The sequence below is a fragment of the Streptomyces mabaensis genome, assembly GCF_053763515.1.
On sequence record NZ_JBSOPZ010000024.1, the window covers coordinates 1 to 18,188 of the forward strand.

An 18,188-nucleotide genomic window follows, 5' to 3' on the forward strand; every position below is an offset into this window, starting at 1 on the left:
AGCGGGGCCCCACCTGAGCCCCGGGAGTGGCGTGCGTTGCACGGTGGCCTCAGCCCGGCAGATGGGGCAAGACACGCACCGGGTTCGGGGGCTGTGTGGCTCGGCTTAGCGGCCGACGGCCGTCTGTTGCACCGGGACAACGCCCAATCCGAGGTGGTGCGACATCAAGTGGCCGAGGGGGCCCGCAGGCGGACCATAAACCCCGGCAAATCGGACCGAATTGAGGCTCGGCGGGCCTGTCATGGCGCTTGATGTAGCCACACCTCGGCCGGACCGGCCTGACGACCGTTCAGAGCCCTGTCCGGGCACTTCCGGGCCTGCCGAACTCGCCAACGCCTTACCGGCCTGTGGCCGCTGAGCCGGAGCGGGCGCACCACGAGTCTGTCGCACCCGCCCACCGGCCTGCGGCCGCTTGGCGAGCCCGGCCCCCGCGAGAAGATGGCGCCCTGCCCACCAGCCTGCGGCCGCTTGGCCGGGCTGGGCCCGTCCCGGAGCTGTGGCGCCGCCTGGCCACCTACCACCCGGTGGCCGCTGAGCCGGTGCCGGGCCCATCCCGAGCCGATGGCGCGCCACCCACCACCCGGTGGCCGCTAAGCCGAGGGCGGGCCCATCCCGGACAGACCGCGCCCGGCAACCGCCCACCGGCCTGCGGCCGCTGAGCCGGTGCCGGGCCCATCCCGGGGAGACCGCGTCCCGCAATCGCCCACCGGCCTGCGGCCGGGGGCCGACCGGGACCAGCAGCCGGTGGATCCCCGGGGCCCCGCTCCGGGGGCCGCCCCCTCAACAAGCAGTAGCGGTGGAGGGACGGGAGTCCAGGGTGGCCGAAGGCCATCGCGCAGCGACGCGACCGCAGGGAGCGCCCTTGACGCCCGGCCCGGAGCCGCCATCATCACAACCGGGCGGCCCCCACCCGAACCACTCGCTCCTGGATCCCGGTCCGCCGTACCTAACCGTTCCTGGGCAGTTAGCGGGAGTGAGTCCGCGCACTGGCACGCCCCGAACGGTCCTGGGCGCACTGGTCGTCCGCTTTCGCATCCGGGTGGCGACACGGATCCTGTCCGTGGTCCCGTCCCGGAAGGGCGGAGTCCCTGACGACCTGGCCATGTGGGCGCGGCCAGAGGCGACGGGGAGGCCCTGAACCATCTCGCTGGTGGAGCAGGGGCCCCGCACGCTGGCACCGCACCCGGCGTCCCAGGTCGCGTAGCCACGCTACCCCGGTCCCCGCACAGCAGCACAAGCCCGGAAGCCGAGCATCACACAATCGAGCTAACCCTCCAACATGCTCTCCAAGGCGTGCAGTTGCGAACCCCCCAGCTCCGCTGATTTCAGTACCGCCAGTACCACCAGTAGGACCAGCACCCCCACCATGGCGACCGCCTGCACCGCCGTCCGGTGCTTCGCCGGCGCGTACGCCAGCGCAGCCGTAACCGCCGCGCCCGACAGCAGGCCGCCCAAGTGGCCCTGCCAGGAAGTGAATCCGGCCGAGATCACCATCCAGATCACGAAGCCGGCCAGGAAGCGCTTCGCCGCGTGCATGTCGCGGTTCAGCCGGCGGTTGATGACGTAGTACGAGGCCGCCAGGCCGAAAATCGCCCCGGACGCGCCCACCGCGTTGTGCTGCGGCGCGACCAGGAACACCAGAACCGAGCCACCGAGGGCGGAGAGGAGATAGAGGGCGAGGTACCGGGCCCGGCCGAGCTGGTCCTCCACCACCGGCCCCAGGTTCCACAGCCCGTACATGTTGAGGACGATGTGCAGGATCCCGAACGTCCCGCTCCCGGGCGGCATGTGGAGGAACGCCGCAGTGATGAGGCGGTACCACTCGCCCGCCGCGACGCCCACCGCCTCGTACCCCGGGAAGGGCGTCTCGTACAGGTAGTACGTCCCGTCAGCCCCCATCAGCCCGTGGCCGAGCATCCCGAACTGGTCGACGATCGCGGGGCGTACCAACTCGCCCAGGTACGCGAGGACGTTCAGCGCGATCAGCGTGTACGTGACCACCGGGACGGCGGAGCCCGCGATCTTGCCGCCGAAGACCGTACGGGCCTGTCGGATGCTCCGGTGACCCTCCTTCACGCACTCCACGCACTGGTGGCCGACGGCTGCCTCCCGCATGCAGTCGGGACAGATGTAACGGTCACAGCGCGTGCAACGCACATACGTCTCGACCTTGGGGTGCCGAAAACAGGTGGTGACGTCGGCCTCCATGGCCGGCTCCTTAGGGGCGTACGAACAGGTCAGAGCCGGTGGGGTCGGCGCCGAACAAGATATCGAATCCCGTCAGCCGCCCTCCGGACAGGTACGCCCCAGCCACGCAGCCACCCCGTCCAGCGCCGCGTCGGCCTCCGCGAGGAAACCCGCCGCGCCCAGAAACCCGTGGAACACCCCGGTGTGCAGCTGCACGTGCGCGAGCACACCGGACCGGGACAGCCGGCGCGCGAACGCCAGGCCCTCGTCGCGCTGCGGATCGCAGTCGGCCAGTACCACGAGCGCGGGAGGCAGCCCGGAGAGATCGGAGGCGAGACCGGGGGCGGCGTACGGGTCGGCCGGGTCGCCGTCGGGGCCCAGGTACTGCTCCCAGTACCACCGCATATGGGCGTTGGTGTGGAAGAAGCCCTCCGCGTACGCCGACGCGGACACGCCGTCGGGACGCGGGTCCAGCACCGGCTGGAGCAGGAGTTGCGCGGCGATCGCCGGAACGGACCCGCGGTCACGTGCCCGCAGGGCGGTGGCCGCGGCGAGATTGCCGCCGCTGGAGTCCCCCGCGACGATGAGCCGCGCCGGATCGCAGCCCAGTTCACGGGCGTGCTCCGCTGCCCACGCGGTAACGGTGAAGGCGTCATCCGCGGCAGCGGGGAAACGGTGCTCGGGGGCGCGGCGATAGTCGGCCGACACCACCACCGCCCCGGTCAGGGACGCGAGCCGGCGGCAGAGGCCGTCGTGCGTGTCCAGGTCGCAGAGCACCCAGCCGCCGCCGTGGAAGTAGACGACGAGCGGCCGTCCCCCGTCCGCCCCCGAGCCCGACTCCGCCACCCCGGCCCCCACCCCAACCCCCGGGTCGTAGATCCGTACCGGGACCGGCGTCCTCCGCTCGGTCACGGAGCGCAGCTCCGGGGCCGGCCCCCCGCCACCCGCCTTCGCGGCCCGGCGCAGCGCCTCCGCGTCCAGCGGCCCGTCGGCCGGATCGGGAAACCCCGCGGACATGAGGTCGCACAGAACCCGCGCGGCCGGGGTGAGCGGATCAGTGCTCTGCATGTCGGTCATCCGGCTGTCGGTCATGCGGCTATCGGTCACCCGGCTGTCGGTCATCCGGTTGTCGGTCATCCGGCCGTCAGCCCCCCGTCGACAGCGAACTCCGTACCCGTGACATACGACGAGGCGTCGGAGACCAGGAACAGCACCAGCTCACCGACCTCCTCCGGCCGGCCCATCCGCTTCAGCGGCAGATGCGACCAGTCCCGCTCCGCGACCGCGGCCGTCATCGGCGTGTCGATCGCTCCCGGATGGACGGAGTTGACGCGGATGCCGTACCCGGCCAGATCCAGCGCGGCCGACCGGGTCAGCCCGCGCAGCCCGAACTTGGTGGACCCGTACGCCGCATGGCCGGGGATGCCGACCAGGCCCGCCGTCGACGACACGTTGACGACCGACCCGCCGCCCGCCTCCTTCATCGCCGGCAGCACGGCCTGGATCCCAAGGAACGGGCCGACGAGGTTGACCCGGAGCAGCTTCTCGAAGTTCTCCTCCGTCTCGGTCTCGACGGACGCCGTGCGCCACAGCGCCGCATTGTTGACCAGCGCGTCGATCCGGCCGAAGGCGCCGAGCGCGGCCGCCACCACCGCATCCCAGTCCGACCGCTCGCCGACGTCATGGCGTACGAAGAGGCCCTGCTCGCCCAGCGACTTCGCGACGCCCCGGCCCTCGTCCTCCCGTACGTCCGTGACCACGACCCGCGCCCCCGCCTCGGCGAACAGCCGGGCCTCGGCGGCTCCCTGGCCGCGGCCCGCCCCCGTGATGACGACGACCTTGCCGTCCAGCGTGATCACTTGGCCCCCTCCTGGGCCAGCGCCCGGAAGTGGGGGATGACCTTCTCGCCCCACTGGCGGATGGTCTCCATGCAGGCCTCCTGCGGGACCGTGCCCATCTGGATCAGGCACATCACCTCGTCGACGCCGATGGCGCGGAGCTGCTCGACGTAACTGATCGCGGTCTCGGCGTCGCCGTACGCGTGCTCGGCGTTGTACGTGCCGGTGTCGACCGGGCGCGCCGGGATGTTGGACTCGTGGAGCTTGGCAACCAGTTCCTCGCGGTCCTTGGCGAGGGCCGCCACATGGTCCTCGTCCTCCGCGTACGCCGTCGGCTCGGGCCCGTTGCCGTACCAGTGGGCGATCGACTCGGCGAAGAAGCGCTGCCCGCGGGTGCCCAGCCGCAGCGCCTTCTCCGCGTCGTCGAGGACGATCGTCGGGCAGAGGGCCGAGAGATGGTCGTTGACCTCGGTGGAGACGAAGCGGTCGCCGCTGCGGGTGGCGATGGCCTCGTCGTACACCTTGCGCATCTCGCGTACGTCGTCGGCGCCGGCGAATCCCATCACCAGCGCGCCGATGCCCAGTTCGGCGGCGAGCTTGAGCGTGTCGTGCCGGGAGCAGGCCATGAAGAGCGGTGGGTGGGGGTCCTGGACGGGGCGGGGGAGGATCGCGCCCGGGCCGATGTCGATCGAGCCGTGCCACTCGAACTTCTCCTCGCGCCAGGCGCTGGAGAAGATCCGCAGGGCCTCCTCCATCTGGGGGTATGTGTCCTCGGGCCGCACGCCGTACATCGACATCTCCTGCTTGGTGGCGCCCCGGCCGGAGCCGATGTCGACGCGGCCGCCGGAGAGGACGTCGAGCATGGCGGCCCGCTCGGCGACGCGCACGGGGTGCTGGTAGCCGAAGGGCATGGTGACCACGCCGTGCCCGATGCGGATCTTCGACGTCCGGGCGGCGACCCAGGTCAGGAAGATCTCGGACGCGCTCATGTGGGCGTACTGGGTGAGGGAGTGGTGCTCGACGGCCCAGATGCGGTCGAAGCCCATCTCCTCGGCGAACACGGCCTGTTCGACGCAGTCCTTGATGACCTGGCGCTCGCGTTCGGGTGTGGGGTCGGCGAGCTGGGCCTCGAAGATCATGGAGAACTTCATGGGCGATGCCTCCTGGTGGTGCAGGGCTGGTTGCTCCGGCCGGTCGGCGGGAGCTATTTCGAATAGGAATACTTCTACCAGGCATACGCGACTGCGGGAAAGGTCTTCGTCAGGTCCGCCCGTACACTTCGGGGCGTGGCGGAGAAGAAGACGGCAGCTGACGATGAACGCCCCGCGCTTCCGGCGACGAGCTGGGCGGTGCTCGGACTGCTCTCCTTCGGCGAGGAGTTGTCCGGTTATGACCTGAAGAAGTGGTCGGACTGGTCGCTGCGGTTCTTCTACTGGAGCCCGTCGTTCAGCCAGATCTACAGCGAGCTGAAGCGGCTGGAGAAAGCCGGCTACGCGACGTCGCGCATGGTCGCGCAGGAGACCGGGACCCGTGACAAGCGGGTCTACCGGATCACCGACGAAGGCATGGAGGCGGTCCGCACCTGGGCGCGCGAGGCGCCGGTCGACCCGCCCGTCCTCAAGCACGGGCCGATGCTCCGGCTCTGGCTCGGCCATCTGCTGGAACCCGAGCAGATGCGCGAAGTCCTGGCGAAGCACCGGGAGTTCGCCGAGAAGATGCGCCTGCGTGCCGAGGCGGACGCCGAGGGTGCGAAGGGTGAGGCGGCGTGGGCGTACCCCACGCTCACGCTGAAGTGGGCCGAGCGCTACTACGCCTCGGAGCGCGACCTGGCCGACGCGATGCTGTCGGACATCGAGGAGCTGGAGCGCGGCGCGGGTGCGTAGGGGGTTCCTAGGGGGTTCGTAGGGGCTACGCCCCGCCTTCCGCACGCCCGGGTGTGGGCCCGCACGTACGCCCGTACGTACGCCCGTACGTGCGGCGGAAGTAGAGCAGCGGATCCGTCTCGCGGTGCACGGTCAGGGCCGTGACCCGCCCCAGGGTGATGGCGTGGTCGCCACCGTCCAGTACGTCCTCCAGCGCGCACTCGACCGTCGCGAGGGCGCCTGCCAGCAGGGGTGCGCCGTTGCCGCCGGGCTGCCACGCCACCCCGGCGAACTTGTCGCCGCCCGTCACCGCGAACCGGCGGCACAGGTCCTGCTGGTCCGACGCGAGGATGTTGACAGCGAAGCGCCCCGCCGCGCGGACCTTCGGCCAGGTGGACGAGGTGTGTGCCGGGCAGAAGCAGACCAGCGGCGGGTCGAGCGAGACGGAGGAGAAGGACTGCACGGCCATCCCGGCCGGGGCGCCGTCCGGCTGGAGGGCGGTGATGACGGCGACTCCGGTGCAGAAGCTGCTGAGTACGGTCTTCATGGCCGTGTCGTCGAGGGGTGCCGTCGGCGGGATGGGGGCTGCTGTCGGCGGGGTGGGGATGAGTGTCTCCATGGGGACCTCCCAGATTATTTCTACTAGGTATATGCCTAACCGAAACACTGTGATTGGATACCGGCCACGCCCGCACGTCAAGTCCCCGCACGTCATGTAGGAGGGTTCGTGACCAGCCCCCGGCAAGCCCCCAGGCCAGTGCCGCCCCCCGCCACGCTCGCCCAGCTGCCCGAGTACGCCGCAGCCGCCCACGGCGACAGGGAAGCCCTCGCCGACGGCGAGGTCCGCTGGACCTTCGGCCGGCTCCGCGACGAGATCGCCGCAGCGGCCCGCGCCGCCATCGCCCATGGCGTACGGCCCGGCGACCGGGTGGCGATCTGGGCACCCAACAGCCGCCAGTGGATCGCGGCCGCACTCGGCGCGGTCGGCGCCGGAGCCGTCCTGGTCCCGGTCAACACCCGCTACAAGGCAGCCGAGGCCGCCGACATCATCCGGCGCAGTGGCGCGCGGCTGCTGTTCACCGAGCGCGGCTTCCTCGGCACCGACTACGTCACCGCCCTCCACGACTCCGGCGAGGACCTCGGCCGGCTGAGCTCCACCGTCGTCCTGCGCGGCGAACCGGGACCCGCCGACGTCCCGCCCGGCGAGGCCGGGCCCGCCGCGCTGCGCTGGGCCGACTACCTGCGCGCGGGGGAGCGGGTCCCGGACACCGAACGCCTCGCGCGGATCGCCTCCGTACGCCCCGAGGACCTGTGCGACATCCTCTACACCTCCGGCACCACTGGCCGCCCCAAGGGGGTGATGGCCACCCACGCACAGACCGTGCGCCTCTTCGGCGACTGGTCCCGGCTGGTCACCCTGCGCGCAGGAGACCGCTATCTGCTGGTCAACCCGTTCTTCCACACCTTCGGTTACAAGGCCGGGATCATCGCCTGCCTGCTGCGCGGCGCGACCATGCTCCCCGAGGCGGTGTACGACACCGACCGCATCCTGCACCGCATGGCCGCCGAGCGGGTCACCTGCCTGATGGGCCCGCCGACCGTCTTCCACGGCCTCATCCACCATCCCGCGCGGCGCTCCCACGACCTCTCCGCGCTCCGCCTGGCCGGGACCGGCGCCGCCTCCGTACCCACCGAGCTGGTCGAGCAGATCCGCACCGAACTCGGCGCACCCGACGTCTTCACCGCCTACGGACTCACCGAGTCGGGCGGCGTCGTCTCCGTCTGTCCGACGGACGCCGACGCCTGGACCGTCGCCCACACCGTCGGGCTCGCGCTGCCCGACACCGAGGTACGTATCGCCTCACCGCTCGGTGACGCCCTGCCACCCGGCGAACCCGGCGAGGTCCAGGTCCGCGGCTACCACGTCACGCCCGGCTACCTCGACGACCCCGCCGCCACCGCCGAAGCCGTCCTGCCCGACGGCTGGCTGCGCACGGGCGACATCGGCGTACTCGACGACCGCGGCTACCTCTCCATCACCGACCGGCTCAAGGACATGTACGTCGTCGGCGGCTTCAACGCCTATCCGGCCGAAATCGAGAACGTGCTCCTCCAGCACGAGGCGGTCCTCGACGCAGCCGTCGTCGGGGCCCCGGACGAGCGGCTCGGTGAGATCGGGGTGGCCTTCGTCGTCACCGCGGGCGATGTGACGGGCGAAGAGCTCACGGCATGGACGAGGGAGCGCCTCGCCAACTTCAAGGTTCCGCGCCGGTTCGTCCTCGTGAAGGAGCTGCCGCGCAATGCGGGAGGCAAACTCCTCAAGGGGGAACTGCGGCGCGCGGCAAGAGGGGAGCGACGAGACTCACCGCCGCGAGCCGGCGGCTGACGTAACCTGCGACTCGCAGCCACTCACGTCACGAACGGAGACCAGGATGACCGTCGTACCCACCACGGCAGGACCGGCCATCAGCCTCCGCAAGGTGGAGGAGACCGCGCCCGCGCTCGTCAGCCTCTACAAGAGCGCCGGGGTCTCGCTCCAGAAGCACGGGCTGACCGGACAGCGTGCCGCGGTCTACCTGGTCCTGGACTACTCCGGCTCGATGAAGCCGTACTACGCCGACGGCAGCGTGCAGGCCCTGGCCGACCGGGTGCTCGGCCTCTCCGCCAACCTCGACGACGACGGCTCCGTCCCCGTCGTCTTCTTCTCCACCGACGTCGACGCCGTCGCCGACATCTCGCTGACGAACCACCAGGGGCGGGTGGCCGAGATCGTCGCCGGGCTCGGGCACATGGGGAAGACGAGCTACCACCTGGCCATGGACGCGGTCATCGACCACTACCTCGACAGCGGCTCGACCGCCCCCGCGCTCGTCGTCTTCCAGACCGACGGCGGGCCCATCAGCAAGCACGCCGCGGAACGCTATCTGTGCAAGGCCGCGAAGCTGCCGTTCTTCTGGCAGTTCGTCGGCTTCGGCAACACGCGCAGCTCCCAGTTCGACTTCCTGCACAAGCTCGACGAACTGGCGGTCCCCGCGAAGCGTCCGGTCGACAACGCCGGGTTCTTCCATGCGGGGCTCGACCCGCGCCAGGTCTCGGACGCCGAGCTGTACGACCGGCTGGTCTCGGAGTTCCCGGCGTGGCTGGCCGCGGCGACCGCGCGGGGGATCGTTCGTTGACCGTACGGCTGCTGAGGGCCGCTGATCGCACGGCCGTGCCGTGGAAGAATGGCGGAGGCGTCACCCGCGAGATCGCGGCGTGGCCGGCGGACACCGGCATGGACGACTTCGCCTGGCGCGTGAGCCTCGCCGAGGTCGGCTCGGACGGGCCGTTCTCGGCGTTCCCGGACATCGAGCGGACGCTGACGATGGTCGAGGGCGCGGGCATGGACCTCACGGTCGGCGGCACGCAGCGCCGGGTGGACGAGCGGTACGCACCGCAGGACTTCGCCGGCGACGTGCCGACGGACTGCCGGCTCCTCGGCGGGCCGGTGGCGAACTTCAACGTGATGTACCGCAGAGGGCACGTGCAGGCGGAGACGGCGGTAGTACGCGGCCGCCTCCGCCTGGCGGCTCCGCGGGGCGGGGCGGTCCTGGCCGTCGCGCTGGAGGGGCCTGCGGTGGTCGAGGGGCCGGGGATCCAACTGGCCCGGTACGACGCGGTGCTGGCGACGGGCGGGTCGCCGGGCGTACTGCGTACGGAGGGCCGAGCGGCGGTGGTGACGCTCGGAACGGGGGGTGCGGGTGGCCGGGGGTGACGGTTGCCGGGGCGAGGGGTGCGGCGAAACCCGGGGCCGCCCGGTTGGTGAGTATGGCGGGCCGGGTCGGACCGTCAAGGGCGCTCCTGCGTCGCGTCGCTGCGCGATGGCCTACGGCCACCCCTGACCGTCCGCCCCGTCCCGCTGGTGCAGATGAGTGTCGGGCGGCCCCGGGGAGCGGGGCCCCACCTGAGCCCCGGGAGTGGTCCAGCTTTCGTCGGTGACCTCAGCCCGGTGGGTAGGGGCAAGACACGCGGCCACTTCGGGGGCTGCGCGGCTCGGCTTGGCGTCCGACGGCCGTCTGTTGGCCCACAACAACGCCCAATCCGAGGTGGATTGACACCAAGCGGCCGAGGGGCCCCCAGGCAGGCCACAAACCCCGGCAAACCGGACAGGATTGAGGCCCTGCGGACCCCGCATGCCGACAGACGTCAACGCACCTCGGCTCCACCGGCCTGACGGCCGGATAGCCGGGGCCGGGCCCATCCCGGACCTGCCGGGCGTGGCATTCACCCACCGGCCTGCGGCCGCTTGGCCGGGCCGGGCCCATCCCGAGCCGACTGCGCACCACCCACCACTCGGCAGCCGCCAAGCCGGGGACGGTCCCATCCCGGAGCTGTCGCGCTGCCTGGCCACCCACCACCCGGTGGCCGCTGAGCCGGGGCCGGGCCCACTCCGAAGAGACCGCGCCCCGCAACCACCCACCGGCCTGCGGCCGGGGGCCGACCCGGGCCTATCGACCAGCAGTCCCGGGGCCCGGCTCCGGGGGCCGCCCCCTCACACATCTGTAGCGGTGGAGGGACGGGAGTCCAGGGTGGCCGAAGGCCATCGCGCAGCGACGCGACCGCAGGGAGCGCCCTTGACGCCCGGCCCGGAGCCGCCATCATCATCAACCGGGCGGCCCCCCCACCCGAACGAACTCGCCCCCGGGCACGAATGGATGCCCCCCACGGCCCACGGCCCACGGCCCACGGCCCACGGCCCACGGCCCACGGCCCACGGCCCACGGCCCACGGCCCACGGCCCCCGGCCGCCGAGCCCGTCCCCGGCCCCGCTCAGTGCCGGACCAGGCAGAACGGGTGGCCGGCCGGGTCCGCATAGATTCGCCAGGGACGGCCGTCCTCGGCGCCGTCGAGCAGCGTCGCGCCCAGGCCGAGTACCTGACTCTGCGCGCGGTCGAGGTCCGGGACGCCGACGTCCAGGTGGAACTGCTGAGGACGGGCCGGGTCCGGCCACCGCGGTGGCCGGTGGTCGGCCACCCGCTGGAAGGCGAGCACGAGCCCCTAGCCGGTGTGCAGCGTCGCCCAGTCCTCACCGACCGCCCACCTACCGTCCGGCTGATTCACGTTCCCGCCGAGCACCGACGAGTAGAACCCGGCAAGGACCAGCGGATCGGGACAGTCAAGCACCACGCATTGCAGCTCGCCGATCATGGCCCGGACGATACACACCCCCCCGCAGTCAGCCCTCCACCCCCCATCAGCCCTCCAGCACCCGCCGGCGGCACGCCCCCGGCGTGCCCCACGCGTCCCGCAGTGGCCGTGCCTTGCGCAGCCACAGCGAGAGGTCCAGCTCCTCCGTGTAGCCGACCGCGCCGTGCAGTTGCAGGGCCGTCCGGGCGGCCGCGTACGCGGCCTCGCCCACCGTCACCTTCGCCGCCGCGACCTCGGCCGGGTCCAGGGACAGTGCCGCCGCCCACAGCAGCGGCCGGGCGAACTCCAGGCCGATCAGCGTGTCCGCCAGCCGGTGCTTGACCGCCTGGAACGAACCGATCGCCGTTCCGAACTGCGTGCGCTGCTTGACGTACTCGACGGTCCGGGACAGCAGTGCGTCCCCGACCCCCAGCGCCTGCGCCGCTGTCAGCAGCGCAGCACAGGTCTCGGCGCGCCCCGCGGCCTCCCGTACAGCCGGGCCGCTCGCCAGCAGCTCGCCTCCCTCCTCCGGCCGGAACAGCCGCCGGGCCGGGTCGGCCGACGGCTGCGGCGGCCCGTACCCGGGAGCCAGCCGCAGCTCCTCGCCGCTCACCAAGAACACCGCGTCGACCGCATCGGCGTCCAGGACGTACCGCCCGCCATCGAGCCGCAGTGTCGCCGACGCCCGGCCGGAGGCCAGGCGCGGCAGCCACTCCTTCGCCGCCGGACACCCCTCACCCAGCTCGCCCAGCAACACCGCGACCGCCGCCGTCTCGACCACCGGCCCCGGTACGGCGTGCCGCCCCAGCTCCACAAAGGCCAGGGCGAGTTCGACGGCCAGCGGCCCCTGCTCCCCGACCCCCTCGTACGCCTCGGGCACCGCCAGCGCGAACACTCCCGCGTCCGCCAGCCGGGACCACAGCGCGCGCCCGGGCCCGTGGTCCCCGGCAGCCCACGCCCGTACGGCACCAGGCGTGTCCGACGCCGTGAGCATCGCGTCCAGCGAGCGGGCGAAGTCCCGCTGCTCCTCGTCAAGCAGGAATCGCATCAGCGGCGGCCCTTCGGGAGGCCGAGCAGCCGCTCGGCGATGATGTCGCGCTGGATTTCGTTCGTGCCGGCGTAGATGGGTCCGGCGAGGGAGAAGACATATCCCTCAGCCCAGTCGCCCTCAGCCCAGTCCCCCTCGCCCCTGCCCCCGTCCGCCAACTCGCCCTCCGCACCCAGCAGATCCAGCGCCGCTTCGTGCAGCGCGATGTCGTACTCCGACCAGAAGACCTTGTTGAGGCTGGACTCCGCGCCGATCGTGGCGCCCGCCGCGAAGCGCGAGGCGTTGGCGTAGGTGAAGAGCTGGTACGCCCGTGCCCCGATGACGGAGTCCGCGACCCTGTCCCGCATCGCCGTGTCCGCCGGATCCCCGTTCCCGCGCCACAGCCGTACGAGCCGATCGGCGGCCGCCATGAACCGGCCGGGGGAGCGCAGGGTGAGCCCGCGCTCGTTCCCCGCGGTCGACATGGCGACGCGCCAGCCCTGCCCCGGCAGCCCGATGACGTCCTCGTCCGGGACGAACACGCCGTCCAGGAACAGCTCGGCGAACGCCGGCTTCCCGTCGAGCCGGCCGATCGGGCGTACGGTCACCCCGGGCGCCGACAGGTCGAACATCAGGTACGTCAGCCCCTGGTGCGGCTTCGCGGCCCCGGGGTCCGTGCGGAAGATGCCGAAGGCGCGGTCGGCGAAGGCGGCCCGCGAGGACCAGGTCTTCTGGCCGTGCAGCAGCCAGCCGCCCTCCGTGCGTACGGCGGTCGACCTCAGCGAGGCGAGATCGGAGCCCGCCTCCGGCTCGGACCAGGCCTGCGCCCAGATCACCTCGCCGCTCGCCATGGACGGCAGGATCCGCGCCCGCTGCTCGTCCGTGGCGTGGTCGAACAGCGTGGGCGCCAGCAGGTTGATGCCGTTCTGCGAGACGCGGCCGGGCGCCCCCGCCGCGTAGTACTCCTCCTCGAGGACCAGCCACTTCACGATGCCGGCCCCCCGGCCGCCGTACTCCTCGGGCCAGGAGACGACCGACCAGCGGTCGGCGTACAGCCGCGCCTCCCACTCGCGGTGGGCCGCGAAGCCCTCCTCGGTCTCCAGCGAGGGCAGCGGCCCGGCGGGGACGTTCGCCGCGAGCCATTCCCGCGCCTCGGTCCGGAACGCCTTCTCCTCAGCGGTGTGCGACAAGTCCATTACGCGCCCGCTTCCTTCATGGCGGCGATGTCCATCCCGCCCAGCGAGTCCGCCGCCGTCTCGGCGTTGTGGGCATGGGCCAGGTGGTGCAGTCCGAAGACCGAGTCCATCCCGGTGTGCATGCCCTGAAGGTCCTCGGCCTGGTTCACCGCACGCTTGGTGAGCGCGAGTCCGAGCCGTGGCATCTCGGCAACGCGCAGCGCCAGCTCCTCGACCCGATCGGGCAGTTCGTCCCGCCCCACCACCCGGTTGACCATCCCGACCTCGTACGCCCGCCGCGCGTTCATCCGGTCCCCCGTGAAGAGGAACTCCTTGGCGATGCGCGGCGGCATCACCCACGGATGTGCGAAGTACTCCACGCCCGGGATGCCCATCCGTACCACCGGGTCCGCGAAGAACGCGTCCTCGCTCGCCACGATCAGGTCGCACACCCACGCGAGCATCAACCCGCCGGCCACGCACGCGCCCTGGACGGAGGCGATGACCGGCTTCGGCAGCTCGCGCCAGCGCCGGCACATGCCCAGATAGACCTCGGACTCGCGGGCGAAGCGGCTCTCCGCTCCCGCCTTGTCCGAGTGGTCCCACCACAGGCCCGCCCTGCGCTCGAAGGGCAGATGGGCATCGCGCTCGGGGGTGCCGATGTCATGGCCGGCCGAGAAGTGGTCACCGGCCCCGGCCAGGACGACCACCTTGACCTCGGAGTCGTCCGCCGCCCGGTAGAAGGCGGCGTCGAGGGCGTACGTCATGGCGGAGTTCTGGGCGTTGCGGTAGCGGGGGCGGTTCAGCGTGACGTACGCGACCGGGCCCCGGCGCTCGTACAGGACGGGTTCCTCGCGGTCTGGTTCAGCGGGCATCTGTACAGCACATCCTTCCCTAACAAGTGTTTGGTAGGTTAACGTACGTCCATGAGCAGCGTCGAGGAGTCCCGCACCGAGGAGTTCCGCACCGAGGTTCGTGCCTGGCTACGGGCCCACCTCGGCCGCGCCGAGTTCGCAGACCTGAAGGGCCGGGGCGGACCGGGCCGAGAGCACGAGGCCTTCGCCGAACGCCTCGGCTGGGAGCGGCACATGGCCGCCCACGGCTGGACCTGCATCGGCTGGCCGAAGGAGTACGGCGGCCGGGGCGCGAGCACCGAGGAGCAGATCGCCTTCCACGAGGAGTACGCCCTCGCCGACGCCCCCGCCCGCGTCAACCACATCGGCGAGCAACTCCTCGGGCCGACCCTGATCGCCTTCGGCACCGAGGAGCAGAAGCGCCGCTTCCTGCCGCCCATCGTCGCCGTCGAGGAACTGTGGTGCCAGGGATACAGCGAGCCCGACGCCGGCTCCGACCTCGCCAACGTCCGCACCCGAGCGGTCCGGGACGGGGACGAGTGGGTGGTCAACGGCCAGAAGATCTGGACCTCGCTCGCCCATGAATCGCAGTGGTGCTTCGTGATCGCCCGTACCGAACGCCCCGAACCGGGCTCCCGACGCCACGCCGGCCTCTCCTACCTCCTCGTCCCCATGGACCAGCCGGGCGTCGACGTCCGGCCGATCGTCCAGCTCACCGGAACCAGCGACTTCAACGAGGTCTTCTTCGACGACGCGCGCACCGACGCCTCCCACGTCGTCGGCGACGTCGGTGACGGCTGGCGGATCGCCATGGCCACGCTCGGCTTCGAGCGCGGGGTCTCCACCCTCGGCCAACAGGTCGGCTTCCGAAGGGAATGGGAGAGGCTCGTCGAACTGGCGAGGAAGAACGGGGCACTCGCCGACCCGCTGATCAGGGACCGGCTCGTCACGTCCTGGACCGGCCTGCAGATCATGCGGGCCACCGCGCTGCGCGGCGACGCCGAACCGTCCATGGCCAAGCTCTACTGGGCCCGCTGGCACCGCGAACTCGGCGAACTCGCCATGGAGGTCTGCGGCGCCGCCTCGCTGGTCGCCGCCGGAGCGCCGTACGACCTCGACGACTGGCAGCGGCTGTTCCTCTTCTCCCGCGCCGACACCATCTACGCAGGATCGGACGAGATCCAGCGCAACATCATCGCCGAGCGCGTGCTCGGTCTCCCCAAGGAACCCAAGGAGATACGCGCATGAGCGGCGCCCCGCAGTACCTGCCCGGCCACGGTCTGCTGGAAGGCCGTACCGCCGTCATCACCGCCGCCGCCGGGGCCGGCATCGGCGGCGCGACCGCCCGCCGGTTCCTCGAAGAGGGCGCGAGCATCGTCATCAGCGACGCGCACGCCCGCCGGCTCAAGGAGACCGAGGCCGCGCTCGCCGAGGAGTTCGGCGCCGAGCACGTCACCTCACTGCCCTGCGACGTCACCGACGAGGCCCAGGTCCAGGCGCTCTTCGCGCGCGCCGAGGCCACGCACGGCGGCCTGGACATCGTCGTCAACAACGCCGGCCTCGGCGGCACGGCCACGCTCGTCGACATGACCGACGAACAGTGGTCGAGGGTCCTCGACGTGACACTGAACGGCACCTTCCGCTGCACCCGCGCCGCACTGCGCGCCCTGAAGGCACAGGGCACGGGCGGAGTCGTCGTCAACAACGCCTCCGTCGTCGGCTGGCGCGCCCAGGCCGGCCAGGCCCACTACGCCGCCGCCAAGGCCGGTGTCATGGCGCTCACCCGGTGCGCGGCGGTCGAGGCCGCCGAGTACGGCGTACGCGTCAACGCCGTGGCCCCGAGCCTCGCGATGCACCCGCACCTGGTCAAGGTCACCACCCCCGAGCTGCTCGCCACGTTGACCGAGAAGGAGGCGTTCGGGCGGTACGCCGAGCCCTGGGAGGTCGCCAACGTCATCGTCTTCCTCGCCAGCGGCTACTCGTCGTACATGACGGGCGAGACGGTCTCCGTCAGCAGCCAGCATGCGTAGGGTGCCCGAAGGCCGCTGGACGACAAGCCGCTGGACGACAATGGGCGTGTGCCGAACCAGCCGAACACCAAGAAGAAGCCCCAGGTGACCGCCTCTCCCGAGCGGCGGCGTGAACTCCTCGACACCGCTGCCGAGGTGTTCGCCGCGCAGGGCTACAACGCCACCACCGTCCGCAAGATCGCGGACGAGGCGGGCATGCTCGCGGGCAGCCTCTACTACCACTTCGATTCCAAGGAATCGATGCTCGACGAGATCCTCTCCGCCTTCCTCACCGAGCTGTGGGACGGGTACGACGCCGTACTCGCCGCCGGACTCGGCCCGCGGGAGACCATCGAGGCCCTCGTCACCGAGTCCTTCCGGGAGATCGACCGGCACCGCGCCGCCGTCGCCATCTACCAGAAGGAGTCCAAGCACCTCTCCGCACAGCCCCGCTTCCACTACCTCTCCGACTCGCAGCAGAAGTTCGAGAAGGCGTGGCTGGGGACGCTGGAGCGCGGGGTCGCCGCCCGGGTCTTCCGCGAGGACCTGGACATCCGCCTGACGTACCGCTTCGTACGCGACACCGTCTGGGTCGCCGCGTCCTGGTACCGCCCGGGCGGCGGGCACAGCCCGGACGAGATCGCCCGCCAGTACCTCTCGATGGTGCTGGACGGCATCGCCGTACGTACGTAAGCCGTGCGTAACTGAACCGATATCCACAAGGAGCAGCAGTCATGGCCGAGGCCTACATCGTCGAAGCGGTACGGACCCCGGTCGGCCGGAAGAAGGGCGGGCTGTCCGCCGTCCACCCGGCCGATCTCGGCGCGCACATCCTCAAGGCACTGGTCGACCGCTCGGGCATCGACCCGGCCGCCGTCGAGGACGTCGTCTTCGGCTGCCTGGACACCGTCGGGCCGCAGGCCGGCGACATCGCGCGGACGGCCTGGCTGGCCGCCGGGCTGCCGGAGGAGGTGCCGGGTGTCACCATCGACCGGCAGTGTGGTTCCTCGCAGCAGGCGGTGCACTTCGCCGCGCAGGGGGTGCTGTCGGGCACCCAGGACCTGGTGGTCGCGGGCGGGGTGCAGAACATGACGCAGATACCGATCGCGTTCGCGTCCCGGCAGGCCGCGGAGCCGCTGGGGCTGACCGAGGGCCCGTACGCGGGCAGCGAGGGCTGGCGGGCGCGGTACGGGACCCAGCCGGTCAACCAGTTCCACGGCGCCGAGCTGATCGCCGAGAGGTGGGGGATCTCGCGCCTCGACATGGAGGAGTTCGCCCTGCGCTCGCACCAGCGGGCGCTGCGCGCGATGGACGAGGGCCGCTTCGACCGCGAGCTGGTCGCGTACGGGGAGGTCACCGCGGACGAGGGTCCGCGCCGCGACACGTCGCTGGAGAAGATGGCGGGCCTGAAGCCGGTCGTGGAGGGCGGGCGTATCACCGCGGCCTGCTCCTCGCAGGTCTCCGACGGTGCTTCGGCGATGCTGCTGGCGAGCGAGCGGGCGGTGCGGGAGCACGGCCTGACGCCGCGGGCCCGCATCCACCACCTGTCGGTGCGCGGCGAGGACCCGATCCGGATGCTGTCCGCGCCGATCCCGGCGACGGCGTACGCGCTGAAGAAGGCCGGCATGGTGATCGACGACATCGACCTGGTCGAGATCAACGAGGCGTTCGCGCCGGTGGTGCTGGCCTGGCTGAAGGAGACGGGCGCGGACCCGGAGAAGGTCAACGTCAACGGCGGCGCGATCGCGCTGGGCCACCCGCTGGGCGCGACCGGGGTCAAGCTGATGACCACCCTGCTGCACGAGCTGGAGCGCACGGGCGGCCGGTACGGGCTGCAGACGATGTGCGAGGGCGGCGGCCAGGCGAACGTCACCATCATCGAGCGGCTGTGAGCGTGACCATCATCGAGCGGCTGTGACGTGTGCGACGGCTTCCGCACAGCCGTCGTCGGGCGTGCTAAGGTTCTGGAGTTGCAGTTTTGGTACCCATGAACTTTATGTGCGCCTGACGGGAATGTTCCTCAGGCGCATTATTGTTTTTCCGGCTTCTCCGGATGGGACCCCTACCTAT

The 18,188-nt window shown here is 71.5% G+C and carries 16 protein-coding genes and 1 pseudogene; 8 read left to right on the forward strand and 9 right to left on the reverse strand.

Annotated features, from left to right (window positions below; translation table 11 throughout):
- Positions 1 to 1,266: 1,266 nt before the first annotated feature.
- From ACWV17_RS21455 to ACWV17_RS21470, 4 genes are all read right to left on the reverse strand, one after another.
- On the reverse strand, positions 1,267 to 2,208 hold the full coding sequence (locus tag ACWV17_RS21455) for a rhomboid family intramembrane serine protease (protein ID WP_455361019.1): 942 nt from the start codon (positions 2,206 to 2,208) through the stop codon (positions 1,267 to 1,269).
- A gap of 72 nt (positions 2,209 to 2,280) precedes the next feature.
- Positions 2,281 to 3,324 (reverse strand): alpha/beta hydrolase, encoded by a 1,044-nt coding sequence (locus ACWV17_RS21460; protein WP_455361020.1) that lies wholly within the window; start codon positions 3,322 to 3,324, stop codon positions 2,281 to 2,283.
- Positions 3,321 to 4,046: a glucose 1-dehydrogenase gene (locus ACWV17_RS21465; RefSeq protein WP_455361021.1), complete on the reverse strand. Its 726-nt coding sequence runs from the start codon at positions 4,044 to 4,046 to the stop codon at positions 3,321 to 3,323. Before ACWV17_RS21465 ends, ACWV17_RS21460 begins: the two co-directional genes overlap by 4 nt.
- The gene (locus tag ACWV17_RS21470; protein ID WP_455354350.1) at positions 4,043 to 5,176 is read right to left on the reverse strand and encodes an LLM class flavin-dependent oxidoreductase; all 1,134 of its coding nucleotides are present in this window, start codon (positions 5,174 to 5,176) and stop codon (positions 4,043 to 4,045) included. Before ACWV17_RS21470 ends, ACWV17_RS21465 begins: the two co-directional genes overlap by 4 nt.
- 135 nt (positions 5,177 to 5,311) lie before the next feature.
- Here ACWV17_RS21470 and ACWV17_RS21475 point away from each other — a divergent pair, with 135 nt between their 5' ends.
- The gene (locus ACWV17_RS21475; protein ID WP_455354349.1) at positions 5,312 to 5,908 is read left to right on the forward strand and encodes a PadR family transcriptional regulator; all 597 of its coding nucleotides are present in this window, start codon (positions 5,312 to 5,314) and stop codon (positions 5,906 to 5,908) included.
- A 25-nt stretch (positions 5,909 to 5,933) separates the two neighbouring features.
- Here the strand turns inward: ACWV17_RS21475 and ACWV17_RS21480 are convergent, their stop codons facing one another.
- A complete protein-coding gene (locus tag ACWV17_RS21480; RefSeq protein ID WP_455361022.1) occupies positions 5,934 to 6,506 on the reverse strand; it encodes a flavin reductase family protein in 573 nt (190 codons plus the stop codon).
- 108 nt (positions 6,507 to 6,614) lie between these two features.
- Here ACWV17_RS21480 and ACWV17_RS21485 point away from each other — a divergent pair, with 108 nt between their 5' ends.
- Genes ACWV17_RS21485 through ACWV17_RS21495 form a run of 3 tightly spaced genes read left to right on the forward strand, consistent with a single transcriptional unit; the run spans position 6,615 to position 9,641 of the window.
- A complete protein-coding gene (locus ACWV17_RS21485; protein WP_455361023.1) occupies positions 6,615 to 8,273 on the forward strand; it encodes a FadD3 family acyl-CoA ligase in 1,659 nt (552 codons plus the stop codon).
- 46 nt (positions 8,274 to 8,319) lie between these two features.
- The gene (locus ACWV17_RS21490) at positions 8,320 to 9,063 is read left to right on the forward strand and encodes a vWA domain-containing protein (RefSeq protein WP_455354346.1); all 744 of its coding nucleotides are present in this window, start codon (positions 8,320 to 8,322) and stop codon (positions 9,061 to 9,063) included.
- Complete coding sequence (locus ACWV17_RS21495) at positions 9,060 to 9,641, forward strand: HutD/Ves family protein (protein WP_455361024.1); 582 nt, start codon at positions 9,060 to 9,062, stop codon at positions 9,639 to 9,641. The genes ACWV17_RS21490 and ACWV17_RS21495 overlap by 4 nt, the downstream gene beginning before the upstream one ends.
- Before the next feature lie 1,055 nt (positions 9,642 to 10,696).
- Here the strand turns inward: ACWV17_RS21495 and ACWV17_RS21500 are convergent.
- From ACWV17_RS21500 to ACWV17_RS21515, 4 genes and pseudogenes are all read right to left on the reverse strand, one after another.
- Positions 10,697 to 11,074, reverse strand: a pseudogene (locus tag ACWV17_RS21500) (VOC family protein).
- Positions 11,075 to 11,120: 46 nt separating this feature from the next.
- A complete protein-coding gene (locus tag ACWV17_RS21505) occupies positions 11,121 to 12,101 on the reverse strand; it encodes an acyl-CoA dehydrogenase family protein (protein ID WP_455361025.1) in 981 nt (326 codons plus the stop codon).
- Complete coding sequence (locus ACWV17_RS21510; protein ID WP_455361026.1) at positions 12,101 to 13,276, reverse strand: acyl-CoA dehydrogenase family protein; 1,176 nt, start codon at positions 13,274 to 13,276, stop codon at positions 12,101 to 12,103. Before ACWV17_RS21510 ends, ACWV17_RS21505 begins: the two co-directional genes overlap by 1 nt.
- Complete coding sequence (locus ACWV17_RS21515) at positions 13,276 to 14,130, reverse strand: enoyl-CoA hydratase (protein ID WP_455361027.1); 855 nt, start codon at positions 14,128 to 14,130, stop codon at positions 13,276 to 13,278. The genes ACWV17_RS21510 and ACWV17_RS21515 overlap by 1 nt, the downstream gene beginning before the upstream one ends.
- Positions 14,131 to 14,181: 51 nt before the next feature.
- On the opposite strand from ACWV17_RS21515, the gene ACWV17_RS21520 reads away from it, so the two are divergent.
- The 4 genes from ACWV17_RS21520 to ACWV17_RS21535 are packed head-to-tail and all read left to right on the forward strand — an operon-like array spanning position 14,182 to position 18,010.
- Positions 14,182 to 15,357: an acyl-CoA dehydrogenase family protein gene (locus tag ACWV17_RS21520; protein ID WP_455361028.1), complete on the forward strand. Its 1,176-nt coding sequence runs from the start codon at positions 14,182 to 14,184 to the stop codon at positions 15,355 to 15,357.
- Entirely contained in the window at positions 15,354 to 16,139 is a 786-nt protein-coding gene (locus tag ACWV17_RS21525) for an SDR family oxidoreductase (RefSeq protein WP_455361029.1), read from the forward strand. Before ACWV17_RS21520 ends, ACWV17_RS21525 begins: the two co-directional genes overlap by 4 nt.
- Before the next feature lie 48 nt (positions 16,140 to 16,187).
- On the forward strand, positions 16,188 to 16,811 hold the full coding sequence (locus ACWV17_RS21530) for a TetR/AcrR family transcriptional regulator (protein WP_455354339.1): 624 nt from the start codon (positions 16,188 to 16,190) through the stop codon (positions 16,809 to 16,811).
- Between the two features lie 41 nt (positions 16,812 to 16,852).
- Complete coding sequence (locus ACWV17_RS21535) at positions 16,853 to 18,010, forward strand: acetyl-CoA C-acetyltransferase (RefSeq protein ID WP_455361030.1); 1,158 nt, start codon at positions 16,853 to 16,855, stop codon at positions 18,008 to 18,010.
- Positions 18,011 to 18,188 lie beyond the last annotated feature (178 nt).